Source organism: Nocardioides terrae (assembly GCF_900112345.1).
In the GTDB taxonomy this organism is placed as follows: Bacteria; Actinomycetota; Actinomycetes; order Propionibacteriales; family Nocardioidaceae; genus Nocardioides; species Nocardioides terrae.
The window spans coordinates 69,837-87,071 of sequence record NZ_FOLB01000009.1 but is presented as its reverse complement, the minus strand read 5'-3'; the positions used below and the strand labels follow the sequence as shown (position 1 = coordinate 87,071).

Here is a 17,235-nt window from a genome sequence, read left to right as displayed (position 1 = left end):
CGTGCGCGAGCAGTCGATGGTGCCGGAGCCGGAGTTCGAGTCCTACTACGGCCGGCAGATCCTCAAGACGCCGACGTGGAAGACCCCCGACGTGCCGCTGTACCTCTTCCTGGGCGGGCTGGCCGGCGCCTCGGCCGTCCTCGCCGAGGGCGCGGCGCTGTCCGGTCGCCCGCAGCTCGAGCGGGTCGCCCGGCTGGCGGCGGCCGGCGGTGCTACCGCCGGGACGGTCGCGCTGGTCCACGACCTCGGCCGGCCCGAGCGGTTCCTCAACATGCTGCGCGTCTTCAAGCCGACCTCGCCGCTGTCGGTCGGCTCCTTCATCCTGGCGCCGTTCGCCAGCTTCGCCGGCGCCGCCGCCGCGTCGCAGGTGACCGGGGTGCTGCCCCGTCTGGGCCGGCTCGCCGGCGTCGGAGCGGCCGCGTTCGGCCCGCCGCTGGCCACCTACACCGCCGCGCTGGTCGCCAACACCGCGATCCCGGCCTGGCACGAGGCACACCGCGAGCTGCCCTTCGTCTTCGCGGGCTCGGGCGCCCAGGCGGCCGGCGGGCTGGCGATGATGCTCGTCCCGCTCGACCAGGCCGCGCCGGCCCGTCGGATGGCGCTCGTCGGGGCTGCTCTCGAGCTCGTCGCCTCCGAGCGGATCACGAAGAAGGGCCTGGTCGCCGAGCCGTACCGGATCGGACGGCCCGGCCGGCTGATGCGGTTCGCCCGCAACGCGAGCGTCGTGGCGTCCGGGGCGACGGCGCTGGCCGGCGGCCGGTCCAGGGTGCTCTCGGCGGTGGCCGGGGCGACGTACCTCGCCTCGTCGGTGACCACCCGCTTCGGGGTCTTCGAGGCCGGACTGGCCTCGGCGAAGGACCCGAAGTACGTCGTCGTGCCGCAGAAGGAGCGGCTGGCCCGCAAGGAGACCGGCGGCGCTGCCGCTCACACGGAGGGTCAGCCCGCCGGGTAGTTCGCCTCCTGCAGGAGACGCGCCAGGTGCGCCGCGTTGGTGGCGACCGTCTGCGTGGTGCTCTCCGTCTTCTCGGGCGTGGGGGAGACGTCCTGGTAGTCGGTCGCCTGCATCGCCTCGCCCACCCAGTAGGTGACCCCGTTGGCGGGGATGGTGAAGCCGACGTCGTTGAGCGCCTGGAAGCACTCGGCCGACACGTGGTGCGCGCCGTCCTCGTTCCCGACGACGGCGACGACCGCGACCTTGCCGAAGGTGAGCATGCGGCCCTCGTCGTCGGTCTCGGACAGCTCGGCGTCGAGGCGCTCGAGCACCATCTTGGCGACCGACGAGGGCTGCCCCATCCAGATCGGGGTGGCGAGCACGAGGATGTCCGCGGCGAGCATCTTCTCCCGGATCTGCGGCCACTCGTCGCCGTCGCCCTCGTCGGTGGTCACGCCGAAGCGGACGTCGTGGTCGACCACGCGCACCACCTCTCCGCGCACTCCCTGCTGCTCCAGCGCCCTCAGCACCTGGGTGCCGAGCAGCGAGGAGCTCGAGTCGGACGGGGACGGCTTGAGCGTGCAGACGAGGACGAGGGCGCGCAGGTCGGTCATGGCTCCCTGGTGCCCTTCGGCGCCGGTGGCATGCTGACCGGGTGACCACCGCACCCCCGTCGCAGCGCCTCACCCAGTTCGCCGCCGGCGGCGGTTGTGCCTGCAAGGTGCCGCCCGGCGAGCTCGAACGGGTGCTGTCCGGCCTGACCGCTCCGCCTTCCGGCGACCTCATCGTCGGCGCTGAGAACGGCGACGACGCGGCGGTCGTTCGGATCTCCGAGGATCGGGCGGTCGTCCTGACGACCGACTTCTTCACCCCCGTCGTCGACGACCCCTACGACTGGGGCCGGATCGCCGCGGCCAACGCGCTCAGCGACGTCTACGCCATGGGCGGCGAGCCGCTGGTGGCCGTCAACCTGCTGTCGTGGCCGCGCGACCGGATCCCGTTCGACCTGGCCGCGGAGGTGCTGCGCGGCGGCGCCGACCTCGCCGCGTCCGCCGGCTGCCACCTCGCCGGCGGTCACAGCATCGACGACCCCGAGCCGAAGTACGGGCTGGCCGTCACCGGCACCGCCGACCCGCGGAGGCTGCTGCGCAACGACGCGGGCGTCGCCGGGGTGCCGCTGACGCTGACCAAGCCGCTCGGCCTCGGCGTGCTCAACAACCGACACAAGGCCACCGGTGAGGTCTTCCCCGAGGCGATCGAGACGATGACGACGCTCAACCGCGACGCCTCCCGCGCGGCGCTGGCGGCCGGGGTCGTCTGCGCGACCGACGTCACCGGCTTCGGGCTGCTCGGCCACCTCTTCAAGCTGGCCCGGGCGAGCGGGGTGTCGGCGGTCGTGGACGCCGCGGCGGTCCCGTTCCTCGCGGCCGCCCGGTCGTCGTACGCCGACGGGTTCGTGCCCGGCGGGAGCCGGCGCAACCTCGAGTGGGTGCGGCCGCACGTCGCCTCGTCGGTCTCCGAGGACGAGCTGCTGCTCCTCGCCGACGCGCAGACGTCCGGCGGCCTGCTGGTCGCGGGGGAGATCCCGGGGCATCCGGTGATCGGCGAGCTGGTGCCGCGAGGGGACGCCGTGGTCGTCGTCCGCTGACACGCTGATCGGGCCCCGGGTCATGCCGACCGCGGTCGCGGGGCACTGGGTGCTGTCATCACAGGACTGCCACGGGAGGAACAGCATGAAGGGGAAGCTGGCTGTGCTCGCCGGCGTCGGCGTGGGCTACGTGCTCGGGACGCGGGCCGGCCGAGGGCGCTACGAACAGATCCGCGAGGGGGCCCAGCGGGTCTGGCAGGACCCGCGCGTGGCGGAGAAGCGGCACCAGGCCGCGACCGTCGCCAAGGACCAGGCGACCGCGGCCAAGGACGTCGTGGCGGACAAGGTGAACGAGAAGGTGCACAAGTCCGACGGGCCGCACAGCGTGTCCGCCGACGACCTGCCCGACGCGCCGAGCTACCCGGTCTGAGGTGGCGTCGCGGGGTCGTTACCCGCTCGCCGTCGGCATCGCGCTGCTCGGGCTCGGCCCCTACGTCGTCCTGTCGACCGCGCTCGTCCCGGTCCGGCACGCCGTGGCGAGCTCGATCGGGACCAGTCAGGAGACGCTCGGCCTGGCGACCGGGCTCGGCAGCGCGGCGTACGCCGTGGGCGCGGTGCTCACCGCCCAGCTGGCGCTGCTCGTGGTGCAGCGTCGGCTCTTCGTCACGGCGGAGTCGGTCTTCGTGGCGGCGTCGCTCGCCGCGGCCCTGGCGCCGAGCGGCACGGTGCTCGTCCCCGCGCTCGTCCTGCAGGGCCTCGCGGCGGGAGCGATGCTCGTCAGCTCGCTGCCGCCGCTCATCACCCGGTTCGGCGCCGGCCGCGTCGCGCTGAGCGCTGCCATCGTCAACGTCGGCATCTTCGGGGCGAGCACGTTCGGCCCGATCGTGGGCGGGCTGGTCGCCGGGGGCGAACACTGGCGCTGGCTGTTCGCCGGCGCAACGGTGCTGGCCGCGGCGGGGCTGGTCGTCGCGGCCGTCGGCTACGAGCGCTGGGATCCCCTCGAGCCTGAGGCTCGAGTCGACGGGCCGGCGCTCGGGCTGGTCGTCGTCACGACCGTGACCGGGTTCATCGCCGCCTCCCTGGTGAGTGGCCACGGCATCGGCGCGCGGCCGGTGATCGTGCTGGCGGTCGTCGCCCTGGCGGCGCTGGTCCTGCTCCTGGTGTGGGAGATGCGCCGCCCCGACCCGCTGATCCCCGTCTCGGCGCTCAGCACCCAGCTGCCGGTCACCGGCATCCTCGTGGCGATGGCCGGCGGTGCGGTCGTCGTCACGGCGACCGACCTCGTGCAGACCCGGCTCAGCACGGTGGAGGGCCGTTCGGCCGCCGACGTCGCCGCCACGTTCTGGCCGATGCCGGTCGGTGCGCTGGTGGGAGCGGTCGCGTTCTGGGCGCTGTTCCGCACCCGGTTCGTCCCGGTGCTGGTCGACGTCGGTCTGGTCGCCCTCGGTCTCGGCTGCCTGCTGGCCACCGGCGACGCGACCTGGGCGGCGCTCCTGCTGCTCGGGCTGGGCGCCGCGTCCACGGTCTCCCCGGGGCTCTTCCTCACCGGTCTCGGGCTGCGCTCGGACCAGCTCGGCCGCGGGTTCGCACTCGTCCAGCTGCTCCGGTCGATCGCGACGTACGCCGTCGGCCCGGTCGCCCTCGCGCTGGTCACGCGCTCCTCGGACCAGGCCGGCGCGGTCCGCACCGGACTGCTCGTGATGGCCGTGGTGGCGGGCGCGGCCCTGGTCGTGGCGATCCTGCTCCCCGCGCTCTCGGGGGCGCGGCTCCGGGCGCCGGACCTGGAGGCGTGGCTGGACGGGGACCAGGGGCTGCCCTCGCCGGCCACCGCCGTCCACCTGCGGCCGTCGACGGACGACGAGGACGCGGAGCCGCTGGTGCCGGTGCGGCTCCGGCGCGGGCGCTCGCGCTGACCGCCGACCCCGGACCTAGGGTTCAGCCGTGACCAGCAGCACCCGAGCGACCGACGCCCTCAAGGTCGCCCCCGTCGTCGGAGCGCTGGGGATCGTCTTCGGTGACATCGGCACCAGCCCGATCTACACCCTGCAGACCGTCTTCAACCCCGACGACCCGCACCCGGTGCCGGTCAGCGTCGACAACCTCTACGGCGTCGTGTCGCTGATCTTCTGGTCGGTCACGCTGGTCATCACCGTCACCTACGTGGGGCTGGTGCTCCGGGTCGACAACCACGGCGAGGGCGGGATCATGGCCCTGATCACCCTGCTGCGGCAGTGGGCGGCGAGGTCGAAGGCGCGGGTGCTGCTCGTGCTCGCCGCGCTCGGCATCTTCGGCGCGTCGCTGTTCCTCGGCGACAGCATGATCACGCCTGCGATCTCGGTGCTCTCGGCGGTGGAGGGCGTCAAGACGGTCGACGCGTCGTTCGGGGAGTGGGTCGTCCCCGTCACGGCGGTCATCATCGTCGTCCTGTTCCTGGTGCAGCGCTTCGGTACCGCGGCCGTGGGCCGCGCCTTCGGGCCGGTGATGATCCTCTGGTTCACGACGGTCGGCGGCCTGGGTGCGCGAGGGATCGCTCGCGAGCCGGGCATCCTGCGGGCGCTCTCGCCGACGTACGCCGTCGGCTTCCTGGCCGGACACTTCCACCTGGCCTTCTTCGCCCTGGCCGCGGTGGTGCTGTCGGTGACCGGCGCCGAGGCGCTGTACGCCGACATGGGCCACTTCGGCCGCAAGCCGATCTCGATCGCCTGGCTGTTCGTCGTCTACCCCGCCTGCACGCTGAGCTACTTCGGGCAGGGCGCGCTGATCCTGCACGACACGGGCAACCTCTCCGCGCCCTTCTTCCTGCTCGCGCCGGACTGGGCGCGGATCCTGCTGGTGGTCCTGGCGACCGCGGCGACGGTGATCGCCGCCCAGTCGGTGATCACGGGCGCGTTCTCCGTCGCGTCCCAGGCCGGCCAGCTCGGCTACCTGCCGCGGCTGCGGATCCTGCACACGTCCACCGACACCCAGGGTCAGATCTACGTTCCGTTCATCAACTGGCTGCTGCTCGTCGCGGTGCTGACGCTGGTCTTCGCGTTCCGATCCTCGGCCGCGCTGGCCTACGCGTACGGCATGGCGGTGACCGGGACGATCACGATCGTCACGGTCCTCTTCGGCTACATCGCCTACCGCACGTGGCGGATGCCGAAGCCGGTCCTCGTCGCGATCGTGGCGGTGCTGCTGACCCTCGACGTGCTGTTCTTCGCCGCCAACATGACCAAGCTCGTCCACGGCGCCTGGCTGCCGATCGTGATCGCCCTGAGCGCCTTCACGCTGATGACCACCTGGCAGCGCGGTCGCGAGCTGGTGACCGCGCGCCGCGCGGCGATGGAGGGGTCGCTCACGGACTTCGTCGCCAAGCTGGGCCGGCACCCCGACACGGTGCACATCGTCGACAGCACGGCGATCTTCCTCAACCGCGGCGGGGAGACGCCGCTGGCGCTGCGAGCCAACGTCGAGCACAACCACGTGCGGCACCGCCACGTGGTGATCGTCGAGATCGTCACCGAGTCGGTGCCCCGGGTCGCGCCCGAGGACCGGGCCGAGGTCAACGACCTCGGGCACGCCGACGACGGCATCTTCCACGTCACGCTGCGGTTCGGGTACACCGAGACGCCCGACGTACCCGCAGCGCTGGCGACGCTGACCTCGGACCAGACCGAGGGCGAGATCGACCTCGAGGAGGCGACGTACTTCCTCTCCAAGATCGACCTGGTCGCCGGCACGAACCGCGACATGCCGGCCTGGCGCAAGCGGCTCTTCCTGGCCACCTCGCACATCACCGCCGACGCGGCCGACCACTTCCTGCTGCCGCGGGCACGCACGGTGCTGATGGGCGCGCACGTCGAGGTCTGAGCGGGAGTCGACCAACCCACCAGTTCTTCGTCTGACCTCCGCTGATCGGACGCGACCGACCGGCCCCACCGCATGGTCACCGCGATTGCGGGCACCGCTCCCGGTAGCGGCCGAGACAGCCGGCAACCGGTCGCAGGGGTGTGCCATGGTCGCCAACACCGACGTGAGGACCGCGCGCTCGGAGGGCTGGCCCCCACGACTGGGCGGTACGGCGCCCCGCCTGGTCCTCGGCAGCGCGCTGATGCTCTTCCTGGAGCTCGCCCTGATCCGCTGGCTCGGCGCCAACATCGTGCATCTGTCCTACTTCACGAACTTCGTGCTGCTGGGGTCCTTCCTCGGCGTCGGGCTCGGCTTCCTGATCTCGCGGCGCAGCTGGTCGGTGCTGCCCTGGACACCGGTGCTGCTCGCCGTGCTCGTCGTGGTCGTGCGGCTGGTGCCGGTGTCGGTCGACCGGAGCAACGCCGACGTCATCTACTTCACGGCCCTGCACACGACCGGACCGCCGGCCTGGCTGGTCCTGCCGATCGTGTTCGTGCTCAGCGCGGCGATCCTGGCCGGGCCGGGGGAGGCGGTCGGGCGGTGCTTCGCGGACCTGCCGTCGCTCACCGCGTACCGCTGGGACCTGGTCGGGTCGCTGATCGGCATCTCCCTCTTCGCGCTGCTCTCGTTCGCCTGGGCGCCGTCCTACGTCTGGGGCACCCTGGCCACGCTGGCGTTCCTGGCGCTGCTCCGCGGGCGCGCCCGCCTGATCGCAGCCGCGGCCGGCGTCGTGATGATCGGCGCGCTCGTCATGGAGTCGGTCGCGCCGGGGATCTCGTGGTCGCCGTACTACAAGATCTCCACGCGCGAGGTGCACGACGCGGACTTCGGGACGCGCACCTACATCTCGGTCAACGGGGTCCCGCACCAGTCGATGTCCTCCGCGGAGTGGAAGCTCACGCGGGCGTCGGCGATCTACGGCGCGCCCTACGAGCGCCGGGGCGACGCGCCGCTGCGCGACGTGCTCGTCGTCGGCGCCGGGTCGGGCAGCGACGTCGCGATCGCGCTCTCGAAGGGCGCCCAGCACGTCGATGCCGTCGACATCGACCCGCGGATCGTCCAGATCGGGGTGGAGGGCAACCCGGACCGGGCCTACCAGGACCCCCGCGTCACCCGGCACATCAACGACGGCCGGGCCTTCCTGGTCGGGACCGACAAGAAGTACGACCTGATCCTCTTCGCGCTGCCGGACTCCCTGTCGCTGGTCAGCGGCGGCTCGCAGATCCGGCTCGAGTCGTTCCTCTTCACCAGGGAGGCGCTCCAGCTGGCCCGCGACCACCTGAGCCAGGACGGCGTCTTCGCGATGTACAACTACTACCGCCAGCCCTGGCTGATCGACCGCCTCGGCGGCACCGCGGCGGAGGCGTTCGGCCACCCGCCGTGCATCGACCTCTTCGGAGGCGCGACGGCCGTCATCAGCGCGGCCAGGTCGGCGGAGAACCAGCAGTGCGGTCCCGAGAACCACGCGCTGGGGGCGTCGTACGTCAGGCCCGCCCGCGACGACCGGCCGTTCCTCTACTACCGCGGCGGCATGATCCCGATGCTCTACGTCTGGGCGCTGAGCGGGATCCTGCTCGTCTCCCTGATCTCGGTGAGGGCGCTCGGCGGCCCGTTCCGCTCGATGCGCCCTTACGCCGACCTGTTCTTCATGGGCGCCGCGTTCCTGCTGCTCGAGACCAAGAACATCGCGACGTTCGCGCTGCTCTTCGGCACCACCTGGCTGGTCAACGCGCTGGTGTTCGGCGGTGTGCTGGTGATCGTGCTGGCCGCCGTCGAGACGACCCGGCGACTACCGACCCCACCGCTGCCGGTCGTCTTCGCGCTCATCGCGGTCGCGCTGGCGATCGCGTACGTCGTCAAGCCGGAGTGGCTGCTCGGCTTCGCGTTCTGGGCGCGGCTGGTCCTGGCGACGCTGCTGGCGTTCCTGCCGATCTTCCTGGCCAACATCGCCTTCGCGAAGCGCTTCGCGGAGTCCGCCGACTCCCAGGCCGCCTTCGGCATCAACCTGGTCGGTGCGATCGTCGGCGGCTGCCTGGAGTACGCCGCCCTGCTCACCGGCTACCGCAACCTGCTCATCGTCGTGGCCGTCCTCTACCTGGCCGCGTTCCTGCTCAAGCCGCGCGCGAACGCGCGGGTCTAGTCGACACCCGTCACACTGGGCCGGTGATGAGTCTGCGGGTCGTCTGGACGGTCCTCGGCGGCGTGCCCGGCACCTACCGCGCGGCGCGGGAGGTCGCGGGGCGTCGCGTCGCGGTCGGCGTGCTCGCGGCGTCGGGGTGGTCGCTGCTCGTCGCGCTGGTCAACACCGGCGCCCGCCCCCGGCTGCGCAACGCGGTGCGCCACTTCACGTGGTCGGCCTGGCTCGCGGCCCGCTACGGCGAGGCGGTGGCGCGCGCCGTCACCGAGGAGCACGAGCTGCACTCCCTCGACCTGCGCGACAGCGAGGCCGACGACCGCAACAACCGGGCCGGGCGGCGCTACGGGACGGTCCACCGCGACGAGATCCTGCAGCGGCGGGCACCGTCGGCGATCTGGCGGCTGGCGGGCGTCGGCCGGAGACGGTGGTACTCCGGGCGGCTCTGGTCGGTCCGCGACGGGGCGGTCGTCGCGGGGAGCCGCGGCACGGGTCGGCGTACGCGCTGAACGGGTCGGGTACCGGCTCCTCCCGACCCGGAAGGAGACACACATGCCCGGCAAGCAGGAGCTCCCCTCGACGCTCGAGCGTTCGTCGAAGAAGGCACAGCGGACGTGGATCGAGGCCCACGACTCCGCGGTGGACGAGTACGGCGAAGGGGAGCGGGCGCACCGCACCGCCTTCAGCGCTCTCAAGCACGGCTTCGAGAAGGTGGGCGACCACTGGGAGCCGAAGGACAAGAAGGGCCCTTCCGACAAGCAGGCCGCGAAGTCCGGCGCCGCGGCGCGGCGCGGCGGCTCGAGCGCCGAGGGCGTCGACGCGAACGCGTCGAAGGCGCACCTGATGGACATCGCCCGCAAGCTGGACATCTCCGGGCGCTCGACCATGCGCAAGGACGAGCTCGTCGAGGCGATCAAGAAGGCGAACCGCCGGAAGTCGGCCAAGGCACGGAGCTGAGCCCCGCGGGCGGGCCCGCGGCGGCTAGGCTCGCTGCCCGTGCCGATCACCGCTCCGTCCGTCGCCGCCCGCACCGACGCGGCCGCCCGCCTCGCCGGCCTCGCCACGCCGCCCGGAGCGCTGGGCCGCCTCGGTGACGCGGCGGTCTGGGTCGCCGCCTGCCAGGGGCAGGTGCCGCCCCTGCCGCTCGACGACGTCCGTCTCGTCATCTTCGCCGGCGACCACGGTGTCGCAGCCCACGGCGTCTCGGCGTTCCCGCCCGCCATCACCGGCGCCATGGTGCGCACCTTCCTCGCGGGCCAGGCCGGCGTCAGCGCGCTGGCCCGCGCCCACGGTGTCGCCGTGCGCGTGCTCGACATCTCGGTGGACGAGGACTTCGAGGACCTCGACACCGTCCGGCGGAAGGCCCTGACCGCCCACAAGGTCCGGCGGGGGAGCGGCGCCATCCACCTCGAGGACGCGCTGACGCCCGCCCAGACCCGTGCCGCCCTCGCCGCCGGCGCTACGGTCGCCCTCGAGGAGATCGCGGCCGGCGCCGGGATGCTCATCAGCGGCGACATGGGCATCGGCAACACGACACCCGCCTCGGCCCTCGTGGCGGCAGGTCTCGGCCTGCCCGCCGCCGAGGTGGTCGGCCGCGGCACCGGCGTCGACGACGCGGCGCTGGTCGGCAAGACCGCCCTCGTGGAGGCGGCCCTGAAGCGCGCCGGCGACCGCACGTCGGACCCCGTCGAGACCCTCACCGCACTCGGCAGTGCCGATCTCGCCGCCGCGACCGGCTACCTGCTCACCGCCGCCGAGCAGGGCGTCCCGGTCCTCCTCGACGGGCTGATGAGCGTCGCGTGCGCGCTGACCGCCGACCGCATCGTCCCCGGCGCGGCCGCCTGGTTCGCGGCCGGACACCGCTCCACCGAGCCGGCCCAGTCGCTGGCCCTGGACAAGCTCGGCCTCGAGCCGCTGCTCGACCTCGGGCTGCGCCTGGGCGAGGGCTCGGGCGCCGTCGCCGCGGTGCCCGTGCTGCGGAGCGCGGTCGCCCTGCTGCGTGACGTCGCTCTGCTCTCCGAGCTCGGCATCTGATGCCCGCTCATGTGGGCTGACGGCTGGCGGCTGGCCGTCGGCACCCTCACCGCCCTGCCCGTTCGGCCGCCCCGGCTCGTCGACCGGCGCCGGGCGGCCCTCGCGATGCTCCTGGCGCCGCTCGCGGTGGTCCCGCTCGGCCTGGCGGTCGGTGTCCTCGCCGTCGTCGGGGACTCGCTCGACCTGTCGCCGCTCGTCGTGGCTCTGCTCGCCGTGGGTGCTGTCGCGCTCGGCAACCGCGGGCTGCACCTCGACGGCCTCTCCGACGTCGCCGACGGCCTCGCCGCCTCCTACGACCGGGAGCGGTCGCTCGCGGTGATGAAGACCGGCGCCTCCGGGCCGGCCGGGACGGTCGCCGTGGTGCTGGTCGTGGGCCTGCAGGTCGCCGGCCTGGCCGGCGTGCTCGCGGAGGGCTGGCGGGGTGGGGTCCTCGCCGGCGTCGCGGTCTGCGGGTCGCGGGCGGCGCTGGCGCTGTGCTGCCTGCGCGGGCTGCGCCCGGCGCGGCCGGACGGCCTGGGCCGGACCTATGCCGAGACGGTGTCGCCACCTCTCGCGGCGGGACTCTGGGTCGTCGCTGCTGCTGTGCTCGCCCTCACCACGGGATGGGCCGGTCTGGCCTGGTGGCGCGGGCCGCTCGCCGTCGCCGTGGCCGTCGCTGTCGTCGCGGTCCTCCTCGCCCGAGCCGTACGCCGCTTCGGCGGCGTGACCGGTGACGTGTTCGGCGCCGCCGTCGAGTCCGCGCTCGCGGCCCTGCTGGTCGCCCTGTCCTGACCACGCCCCCGCGGCATGAGCCAGAGCCCGGCCTTTGCCTTCGGGCCTGATCGGGTACAGGCCCCAGCGACCCAGTCGAACCGTCGGCCGCGCCGTCGTGCGGTGAGGCGCTCGACGCCGAGGAGAGGGGACCCCGCATGCCGCAAGACCGTCAGCGAGTCGTCGTCGTGACCGGAGCGTCGGGAGGGATCGGCCGGGCCACGGCCCGGGCGTTCGCGAAGCGCGGCGACAGCGTCGCGCTCCTGGCCCGCGGCGAGGCGGGGCTCGAGGCGGCCGCCGAGGAGGTGCGCGCGGCGGGGGCCCGCGCCCTGCCGATCAGCGTCGACATGGCCGACCACGCGGCGGTGGAGGGCGCCGCTGCCGAGGTCGAGGCCACGCTCGGCGAGATCGACGTCTGGGTCAACGTCGCCTTCAGCTCGGTCTTCGCCCGCTTCGTGGACATCGAGCCCGAGGAGTTCGAACGGACGACACAGGTCAGCTACCTCGGCTACGTCAACGGCACCCGGTCGGCCCTGCGCCGGATGCTGCCGCGCGACCGCGGCACGGTCGTGCAGGTCGGATCGGCACTGGCGTATCGCGGGATCCCGCTGCAGTCGGCGTACTGCGGGTCGAAGCACGCGATCCAGGGCTTCAACGAGTCGCTGCGCGTCGAGCTGCTGCACGACCACAGCAACGTCCACGTGACGATGGTCCAGATGCCTGCGGTGAACACGCCGCAGTTCCAGTGGGTGCTGTCGCGGCTTCCGCGTCAGGCCCAGCCGGTGCCGCCGATCTACCAGCCCGAGGTCGCCGCCGACGCGGTCATCTACGCCGCCGACCATCCGCGGCGGCGGGAGTACTGGGTGGGCGGCAGCACCGCGCTCACGCTCGCCGCCAACGCGATCGCGCCGGGCGTGCTCGACCGCTACCTCGCCCGCACCGGGTTCAAGGGCCAGCAGACCGACGAGCCCAGGTCGCCCGACCAGCCGGCCAACCTGTGGGAGCCGGCGGACGCCGAGAAGGACTTCGGCGCTCGCGGGATGTTCGACGACCAGTCACGCAGCCGCTCGCTCCAGCTGTGGGCCTCCCAGCACCACGGCGTCCTGGGTGCTGTCGGCGCCGCAACGCTCGGCGTCGCGGCCGCCTCGCTCGCGTCGCGGCGGCGGTGATGTCCGTCCTCGAGGACCCGGATGTGCTCGCTCGCCTGCGCGCTCGCGTGGACGGGGAGGTGCTCGCAGACGCCGGGACCAGAGCGGCGTACTCCACCGACGCCTCCAACTTCCGTCAGGTCCCGCTCGCCGTCATCACCCCGCACACGACGGACGCGGCCGTCGACGCGATACGCGCCTGCCGCGATCTCGGTCTGCCGGTCCTCTCGCGCGGCGGGGGCACCAGCCTGGCCGGCCAGGGCACCAACGAGGCGGTGCTCATCGACTTCTCCCAGCACTGCCACCGGCTGCTCTCCGTCGACGCGGAGAACCGCCGATGCGTCGTCGAGCCCGGCATCGTGCTCGACGACCTCAACCGCCGGCTCGAGCCGACCGGGCTGCGCTTCGGTCCGGAGCCGGCCACCCACCCGAACTGCACGCTCGGCGGGATGATCGGCAACAACTCGTGCGGCGCGACCGCACAGCGCACCGGCAAGGTGGTCGACAACGTCGTCTCCCTGGACGTGCTGCTCTACGACGGCACCCGGCTGACGGTGGGGCCGACGAGCGACGACGAGTACGACGAGATCGTGGCCGGCGCCGACCGGCGCGCGGGGATCTACCGCGACCTGCGCCGGCTGCGTGACGAGCACCTCGCCCTGATCCGCACCCGCTACCCGAAGATCCCTCGGCGCGTGTCCGGCTACAACCTCGACTCGCTGCTGCCCGAGCACGGGTTCGACCTCGCCGGGCTGCTCGTCGGCAGCGAGTCCACGTTGATCACGGTCCTCGGCGCCGAGCTGAAGCTGGTGCCGCGGGTCAAGGAGCGCACGCTCGTCGTCCTCGGCTTCCCCGACATCACGAGGGCCGCCGACGCTGTCCCGCAGATCGTCGACCACGAGCCGATCGCGCTGGAGGGCGTCGACCGCTTCCTCATCCACGACGAGCAGCTGCGGGGGATGAACAAGCAGGGCCTGGAGGAGCTCCCCGAGGGCACCGGCTTCCTCATGGCGCAGTTCGGCGGCGACACCCAGGAGGAGGCCGACGACCGCGCCCACGCCATGCTCGACGCGCTGGGCAAGAGCGAGCACGACCCCCAGGTCGTCTTCTACGACGATCCGGCCCGCGAGGACGAGCTGTGGCAGGTCCGTGAGGCCGGCCTCGGCGCGACGGCCCACGTGCCGCACAAGCGGGACACGTTCGAGGGATGGGAGGACTCCGCCGTCGCACCCGAGCGGCTCGGGGACTACCTGCGCGACCTGCGCCGGCTCTACGAGGACTTCGGGTACGCCGACGAGACCGGCCCCGCGCTCTACGGCCACTTCGGCCAGGGCTGCGTGCACACGCGGATCCCCTTCGACCTCTACAGCAGCGAGGGCGTGGCGGCCTACCGTCGCTTCCTCGAGCGCGCGGCCGACCTCGTCGTCTCCTACGGCGGCTCGCTGTCGGGTGAGCACGGCGACGGCCAGACCCGCGGCGAGCTGCTCCCGCGGATGTTAGGCGAGGACGTCGTCGCCCTCTTCGAGGAGGTCAAGCGCATCTTCGACCCCGACGACCGGATGAACCCCGGCAAGGTGGTGCACCCGGCCCCGCTGGACAGTCACCTCCGGCTCGGCGCCGACTGGGCGCCCCGGCAGACCGAGGCTCTGCACTTCGCCTTCCCCCACGACGGCGGCTCGTTCGGCGAGGCAGCGAACCGCTGCGTCGGCGTCGGCAAGTGCCGGCAGCTGAAGAACCAGGACGGCTCCGTGATGTGCCCGTCCTACCAGGTGACGCGCGAGGAGCGGCACTCCACCCGCGGCCGCTCCCGGCTCCTGTTCGAGATGCTCGACGGGCACCGTGACGGCCCGATCAAGGACGGCTGGCGCTCGGAGGAGGTCAAGGACGCGCTCGACCTGTGCCTGGCCTGCAAGGGTTGCAAGAGCGACTGCCCGGCCGGGGTCGACATGGCGACCTACAAGGCCGAGTTCCTCGCCCACCACTACCGGCACCGGCTCCGGCCGCGCGCGGACTACGCCATGGGCTGGCTGCCCGACCTCGCCCGCTTCGTCGAGGGCGCCGGACTGGCCGGCGCCGTCAACGCCGCGACGCGGATCCGGTGGGTACGCCGGGCCGCGACCCGGGCCGCCGGCCTGGAGGACCGCCGGGTGCCGCGGTTCGCGTCACCGACACTGCAGCAGTGGTGGGCCGCCCGTGACCACCGGCCGGCCGGAACGCGAGGCAGCGTCGTGCTCTGGCCCGACACCTTCACCAACCGCTTCCATCCCGAGGTCGGCCGGGCGGCGGTCGCGGTGCTCGAGGACGCCGGCTGGACGGTCACGATGCCGACCGAACCGCTCTGCTGCGGGCTCACCTGGATCTCCACGGGGCAGCTGACCACCGCCAAGCGCCGGCTGCGCCGTACCGTCGAGGCGTTGGCCCCGCACGTGCGCGCCGGTGGCTTGGTCGTCGGCCTCGAGCCCAGCTGCACGTCGGTGTTCCGCTCCGACGCCCGCGAGCTGCTGCCGGAGAACCAGGACGTGCACCGGGTCGGCGACCACACGGTCACCCTCGCCGAGCTGCTCACCGAGCACACGCCCGAGTGGGAACCGCCCCGGCTCGACACGACCAGCGGCGTCGCGCAGGTGCACTGCCACCAGCACGCCGTGCTCGGGTGGGACGCCGATGCCGAACTGCTCCACCGGGCCGGCGCCGAGGTCGAGCGCCTGGACTCCGGCTGCTGCGGACTGGCCGGCAACTTCGGCTTCACCGCCGGCCACGGCGAGGTCAGCCGCGCCCTCGCCGAGCAGGTGCTGCTCCCGCGGCTCCGGGACGAACCGGCCGACGCGGTCGTTCTCGCCGACGGATTCTCGTGCCGCACCCAGATCGACGAGCTCGACACGACCGGCCATCACGGCCTCCACCTCGCCCAGCTCCTGGCCCAGGGACTGGAGAAGCACGACAACCACGAAGGAGCACCCGAATGACCAACACAGTCGCCGACCAGCTGCTCGCCCGCCTGCGGGAGTGGGGCGTCGAGCAGGTCTTCGGCTACCCCGGCGACGGCATCAACGGCATCCTCGGCGCGTTCTCCCGCGCCGGCGACCAGCCGCGGTTCATCCAAGCGCGGCACGAGGAGATGGCGGCGTTCTCCGCGGTCGGCTACGCGAAGTTCAGCGGGCGTCCGGCGGTGACCATGGCGACGTCCGGGCCCGGTGCGATCCACCTCCTCAACGGGCTCTACGACGCCAAGCTCGACCACGTGCCCGTCGTCGCCATCGTCGGTCAGACCAACCGGACCGCGATGGGCGGCAGCTACCAGCAGGAGGTCGACCTGCTCAGCCTGTTCAAGGACGTCGCCAGCGACTACGTGCAGATGGTAACGGTGCCCGAGCAGCTGCCGAACGTCCTCGACCGGGCCTTCCGTGTCGCGATGGCGCGCCGGGCGCCGACGGCGCTGATCATCCCCAACGACGTGCAGGAGCTGGAGTATGCAGCCCCGACCCACGACTTCAAGATGGTGCCCTCGAGCCTCGGCACCTCCTGGCCGGCTGTCGACCCCGACGACGCCGCCGTGCGCCAGGCCGCGGAGATCCTCAACGCCGGGAAGAAGGTCGCGATCCTGGTCGGCCAAGGTGCCCGTGGGGCGGCCCAGGAGGTCACCCAGGTGGCCGAGGTGCTCGGCGCGGGCGTCGCCAAGGCTCTGCTCGGCAAGGACGTGCTCTCCGACGACCTGCCCTTCGTGACCGGCTCCATCGGTCTGCTGGGCACCCGGCCGAGCTTCGAGATGATGCGCGACTGCGACACCCTCCTCACGATCGGCTCGAACTTCCCCTACTCCCAGTTCCTGCCCGACTTCGACCAGGCCCGAGCCGTCCAGATCGACATCGACGGAGCGCTGATCGGGATGCGCTACCCCTACGAGGTCAACCTCGTCGGCGACGCCGCCCGCACGCTGCAGGCGCTGCTCCCGCTGCTGGACCGCAAGCACGATCGCGGCTGGCGGGAGACGGTCGAGGAGAACGTCGCCCGCTGGTGGGACGTGATGGACGCCGAGGCGCAGGTCGAGGCCGAGCCGATCAACCCGATGCTGCTGTTCCACGAGTTCTCCCGAGTGGCGCCCTCGGACGCGATGATCGCCGCCGACAGCGGGTCCGCGGCCAACTGGTACGCCCGGCAGATCCGGATGCGGGGCGCGATGCGCGGGACCCTCTCGGGCACGCTCGCGACGATGGGGCCGGCCGTCCCTTACGTGATCGGTGCCAAGTTCGCCCACCCGGACCGGCCGGCGATCGCCTTCGAGGGCGACGGCGCGATGCAGATGAACGGCCTCGCCGAGCTGCTCACCGTCGCCCGCTACTGGAAGGAGTGGAGCGACCCGCGGCTGGTCGTCGCCGTCCTCCACAACAACGACCTCAACCAGGTCACCTGGGAGCTGCGGGCGATGGGCGGGACCCCCGACTTCGTCGAGTCCCAGGCCCTGCCGGAGGTGTCGTACGCCGACTTCGCGGCCTCGATCGGACTCGGTGCCCTCACGGTGACCGACCCCGCCGAGCTCCCGGGCGCCTGGGCGCAGGCGCTGGCCGCGGACCGTCCGTTCGTGCTCGACGTGCACTGCGACCCCGACGTACCGCCGATCCCGCCGCACGCCGACCTCCAGCAGATGAAGAACGTCGCCGCCGCCCTGGCCAAGGGCGACACGTCGCGATGGGGCGTGATCAAGGAGGGCCTGAGGACGAAGGCACAGGAGATGCTTCCTCACCATGACTGACCATGACTG

At 72.8% G+C, this 17,235-nt stretch carries 14 protein-coding genes; 13 read left to right on the top strand and 1 reads right to left on the bottom strand.

Annotated elements, in window-relative coordinates; translation table 11 throughout:
• Window position 1 precedes the first annotated feature (1 nt).
• Window positions 2–952 carry an NrfD/PsrC family molybdoenzyme membrane anchor subunit gene (gene nrfD / locus BM236_RS12985; RefSeq protein WP_217645329.1) on the top strand — a complete coding sequence of 317 codons (951 nt, stop codon included), beginning with the start codon at window positions 2–4 and terminating at the stop codon, window positions 950–952.
• Here the strand turns inward: nrfD and BM236_RS12980 are convergent.
• Window positions 937–1,545, bottom strand: a complete 609-nt coding sequence (locus BM236_RS12980; protein WP_091124473.1) for a flavodoxin family protein — start codon at window positions 1,543–1,545, stop codon at window positions 937–939. The genes nrfD and BM236_RS12980 overlap by 16 nt on opposite strands.
• Before the next feature lie 41 nt (window positions 1,546–1,586).
• Here BM236_RS12980 and selD point away from each other — a divergent pair, with 41 nt between their 5' ends.
• The 12 genes from selD (at window position 1,587) to BM236_RS12920 (ending at window position 17,226) form a co-directional block, all read left to right on the top strand.
• Window positions 1,587–2,579, top strand: a complete 993-nt coding sequence (gene selD / locus BM236_RS12975) for a selenide, water dikinase SelD (RefSeq protein ID WP_091124471.1) — start codon at window positions 1,587–1,589, stop codon at window positions 2,577–2,579.
• An 85-nt stretch (window positions 2,580–2,664) separates the two neighbouring features.
• Window positions 2,665–2,949 (top strand): hypothetical protein, encoded by a 285-nt coding sequence (locus BM236_RS12970; RefSeq protein WP_091124469.1) that lies wholly within the window; start codon window positions 2,665–2,667, stop codon window positions 2,947–2,949.
• 1 nt (window position 2,950) lies between these two features.
• Window positions 2,951–4,432, top strand: coding sequence for an MFS transporter (locus BM236_RS12965; protein ID WP_091124468.1), 1,482 nt, complete (start codon window positions 2,951–2,953; stop codon window positions 4,430–4,432).
• A gap of 28 nt (window positions 4,433–4,460) precedes the next feature.
• Window positions 4,461–6,371, top strand: coding sequence for a potassium transporter Kup (locus BM236_RS12960; protein ID WP_091124465.1), 1,911 nt, complete (start codon window positions 4,461–4,463; stop codon window positions 6,369–6,371).
• A 145-nt stretch (window positions 6,372–6,516) separates the two neighbouring features.
• Complete coding sequence (locus tag BM236_RS12955) at window positions 6,517–8,550, top strand: spermine/spermidine synthase domain-containing protein (protein ID WP_091124463.1); 2,034 nt, start codon at window positions 6,517–6,519, stop codon at window positions 8,548–8,550.
• A gap of 26 nt (window positions 8,551–8,576) precedes the next feature.
• A complete protein-coding gene (locus tag BM236_RS12950; protein ID WP_091124461.1) occupies window positions 8,577–9,053 on the top strand; it encodes a hypothetical protein in 477 nt (158 codons plus the stop codon).
• A 43-nt stretch (window positions 9,054–9,096) separates the two neighbouring features.
• Window positions 9,097–9,501 (top strand): ChaB family protein, encoded by a 405-nt coding sequence (locus BM236_RS12945; RefSeq protein WP_091124459.1) that lies wholly within the window; start codon window positions 9,097–9,099, stop codon window positions 9,499–9,501.
• A gap of 39 nt (window positions 9,502–9,540) precedes the next feature.
• The gene (gene cobT, locus BM236_RS12940; RefSeq protein WP_091124456.1) at window positions 9,541–10,578 is read left to right on the top strand and encodes a nicotinate-nucleotide--dimethylbenzimidazole phosphoribosyltransferase; all 1,038 of its coding nucleotides are present in this window, start codon (window positions 9,541–9,543) and stop codon (window positions 10,576–10,578) included.
• A 9-nt stretch (window positions 10,579–10,587) separates the two neighbouring features.
• Window positions 10,588–11,349, top strand: coding sequence for an adenosylcobinamide-GDP ribazoletransferase (locus tag BM236_RS12935; protein ID WP_091124454.1), 762 nt, complete (start codon window positions 10,588–10,590; stop codon window positions 11,347–11,349).
• A 137-nt stretch (window positions 11,350–11,486) separates the two neighbouring features.
• On the top strand, window positions 11,487–12,497 hold the full coding sequence (locus BM236_RS12930) for an SDR family oxidoreductase (RefSeq protein ID WP_091124452.1): 1,011 nt from the start codon (window positions 11,487–11,489) through the stop codon (window positions 12,495–12,497).
• Window positions 12,497–15,442, top strand: a complete 2,946-nt coding sequence (locus BM236_RS12925) for an FAD-binding and (Fe-S)-binding domain-containing protein (RefSeq protein ID WP_091124450.1) — start codon at window positions 12,497–12,499, stop codon at window positions 15,440–15,442. Before BM236_RS12930 ends, BM236_RS12925 begins: the two co-directional genes overlap by 1 nt.
• Window positions 15,439–17,226: a thiamine pyrophosphate-requiring protein gene (locus BM236_RS12920; RefSeq protein ID WP_091124448.1), complete on the top strand. Its 1,788-nt coding sequence runs from the start codon at window positions 15,439–15,441 to the stop codon at window positions 17,224–17,226. Before BM236_RS12925 ends, BM236_RS12920 begins: the two co-directional genes overlap by 4 nt.
• The last annotated feature ends 9 nt before the right edge of the window (window positions 17,227–17,235 follow it).

Coding starts and splice junctions, on each gene's coding strand:
- BM236_RS12935 (WP_091124454.1), top strand. CDS start 10,588: ATGTGGGCTGACGGCTGGCGGCTGGCCGTCGGCACCCTCACCGCCCTG.
- BM236_RS12955 (WP_091124463.1), top strand. CDS start 6,517: ATGGTCGCCAACACCGACGTGAGGACCGCGCGCTCGGAGGGCTGGCCC.
- BM236_RS12925 (WP_091124450.1), top strand. CDS start 12,497: ATGTCCGTCCTCGAGGACCCGGATGTGCTCGCTCGCCTGCGCGCTCGC.
- BM236_RS12950 (WP_091124461.1), top strand. CDS start 8,577: ATGAGTCTGCGGGTCGTCTGGACGGTCCTCGGCGGCGTGCCCGGCACC.
- BM236_RS12920 (WP_091124448.1), top strand. CDS start 15,439: ATGACCAACACAGTCGCCGACCAGCTGCTCGCCCGCCTGCGGGAGTGG.
- BM236_RS12930 (WP_091124452.1), top strand. CDS start 11,487: ATGCCGCAAGACCGTCAGCGAGTCGTCGTCGTGACCGGAGCGTCGGGA.
- BM236_RS12980 (WP_091124473.1), bottom strand. CDS start 1,545: ATGACCGACCTGCGCGCCCTCGTCCTCGTCTGCACGCTCAAGCCGTCC.
- BM236_RS12945 (WP_091124459.1), top strand. CDS start 9,097: ATGCCCGGCAAGCAGGAGCTCCCCTCGACGCTCGAGCGTTCGTCGAAG.
- BM236_RS12970 (WP_091124469.1), top strand. CDS start 2,665: ATGAAGGGGAAGCTGGCTGTGCTCGCCGGCGTCGGCGTGGGCTACGTG.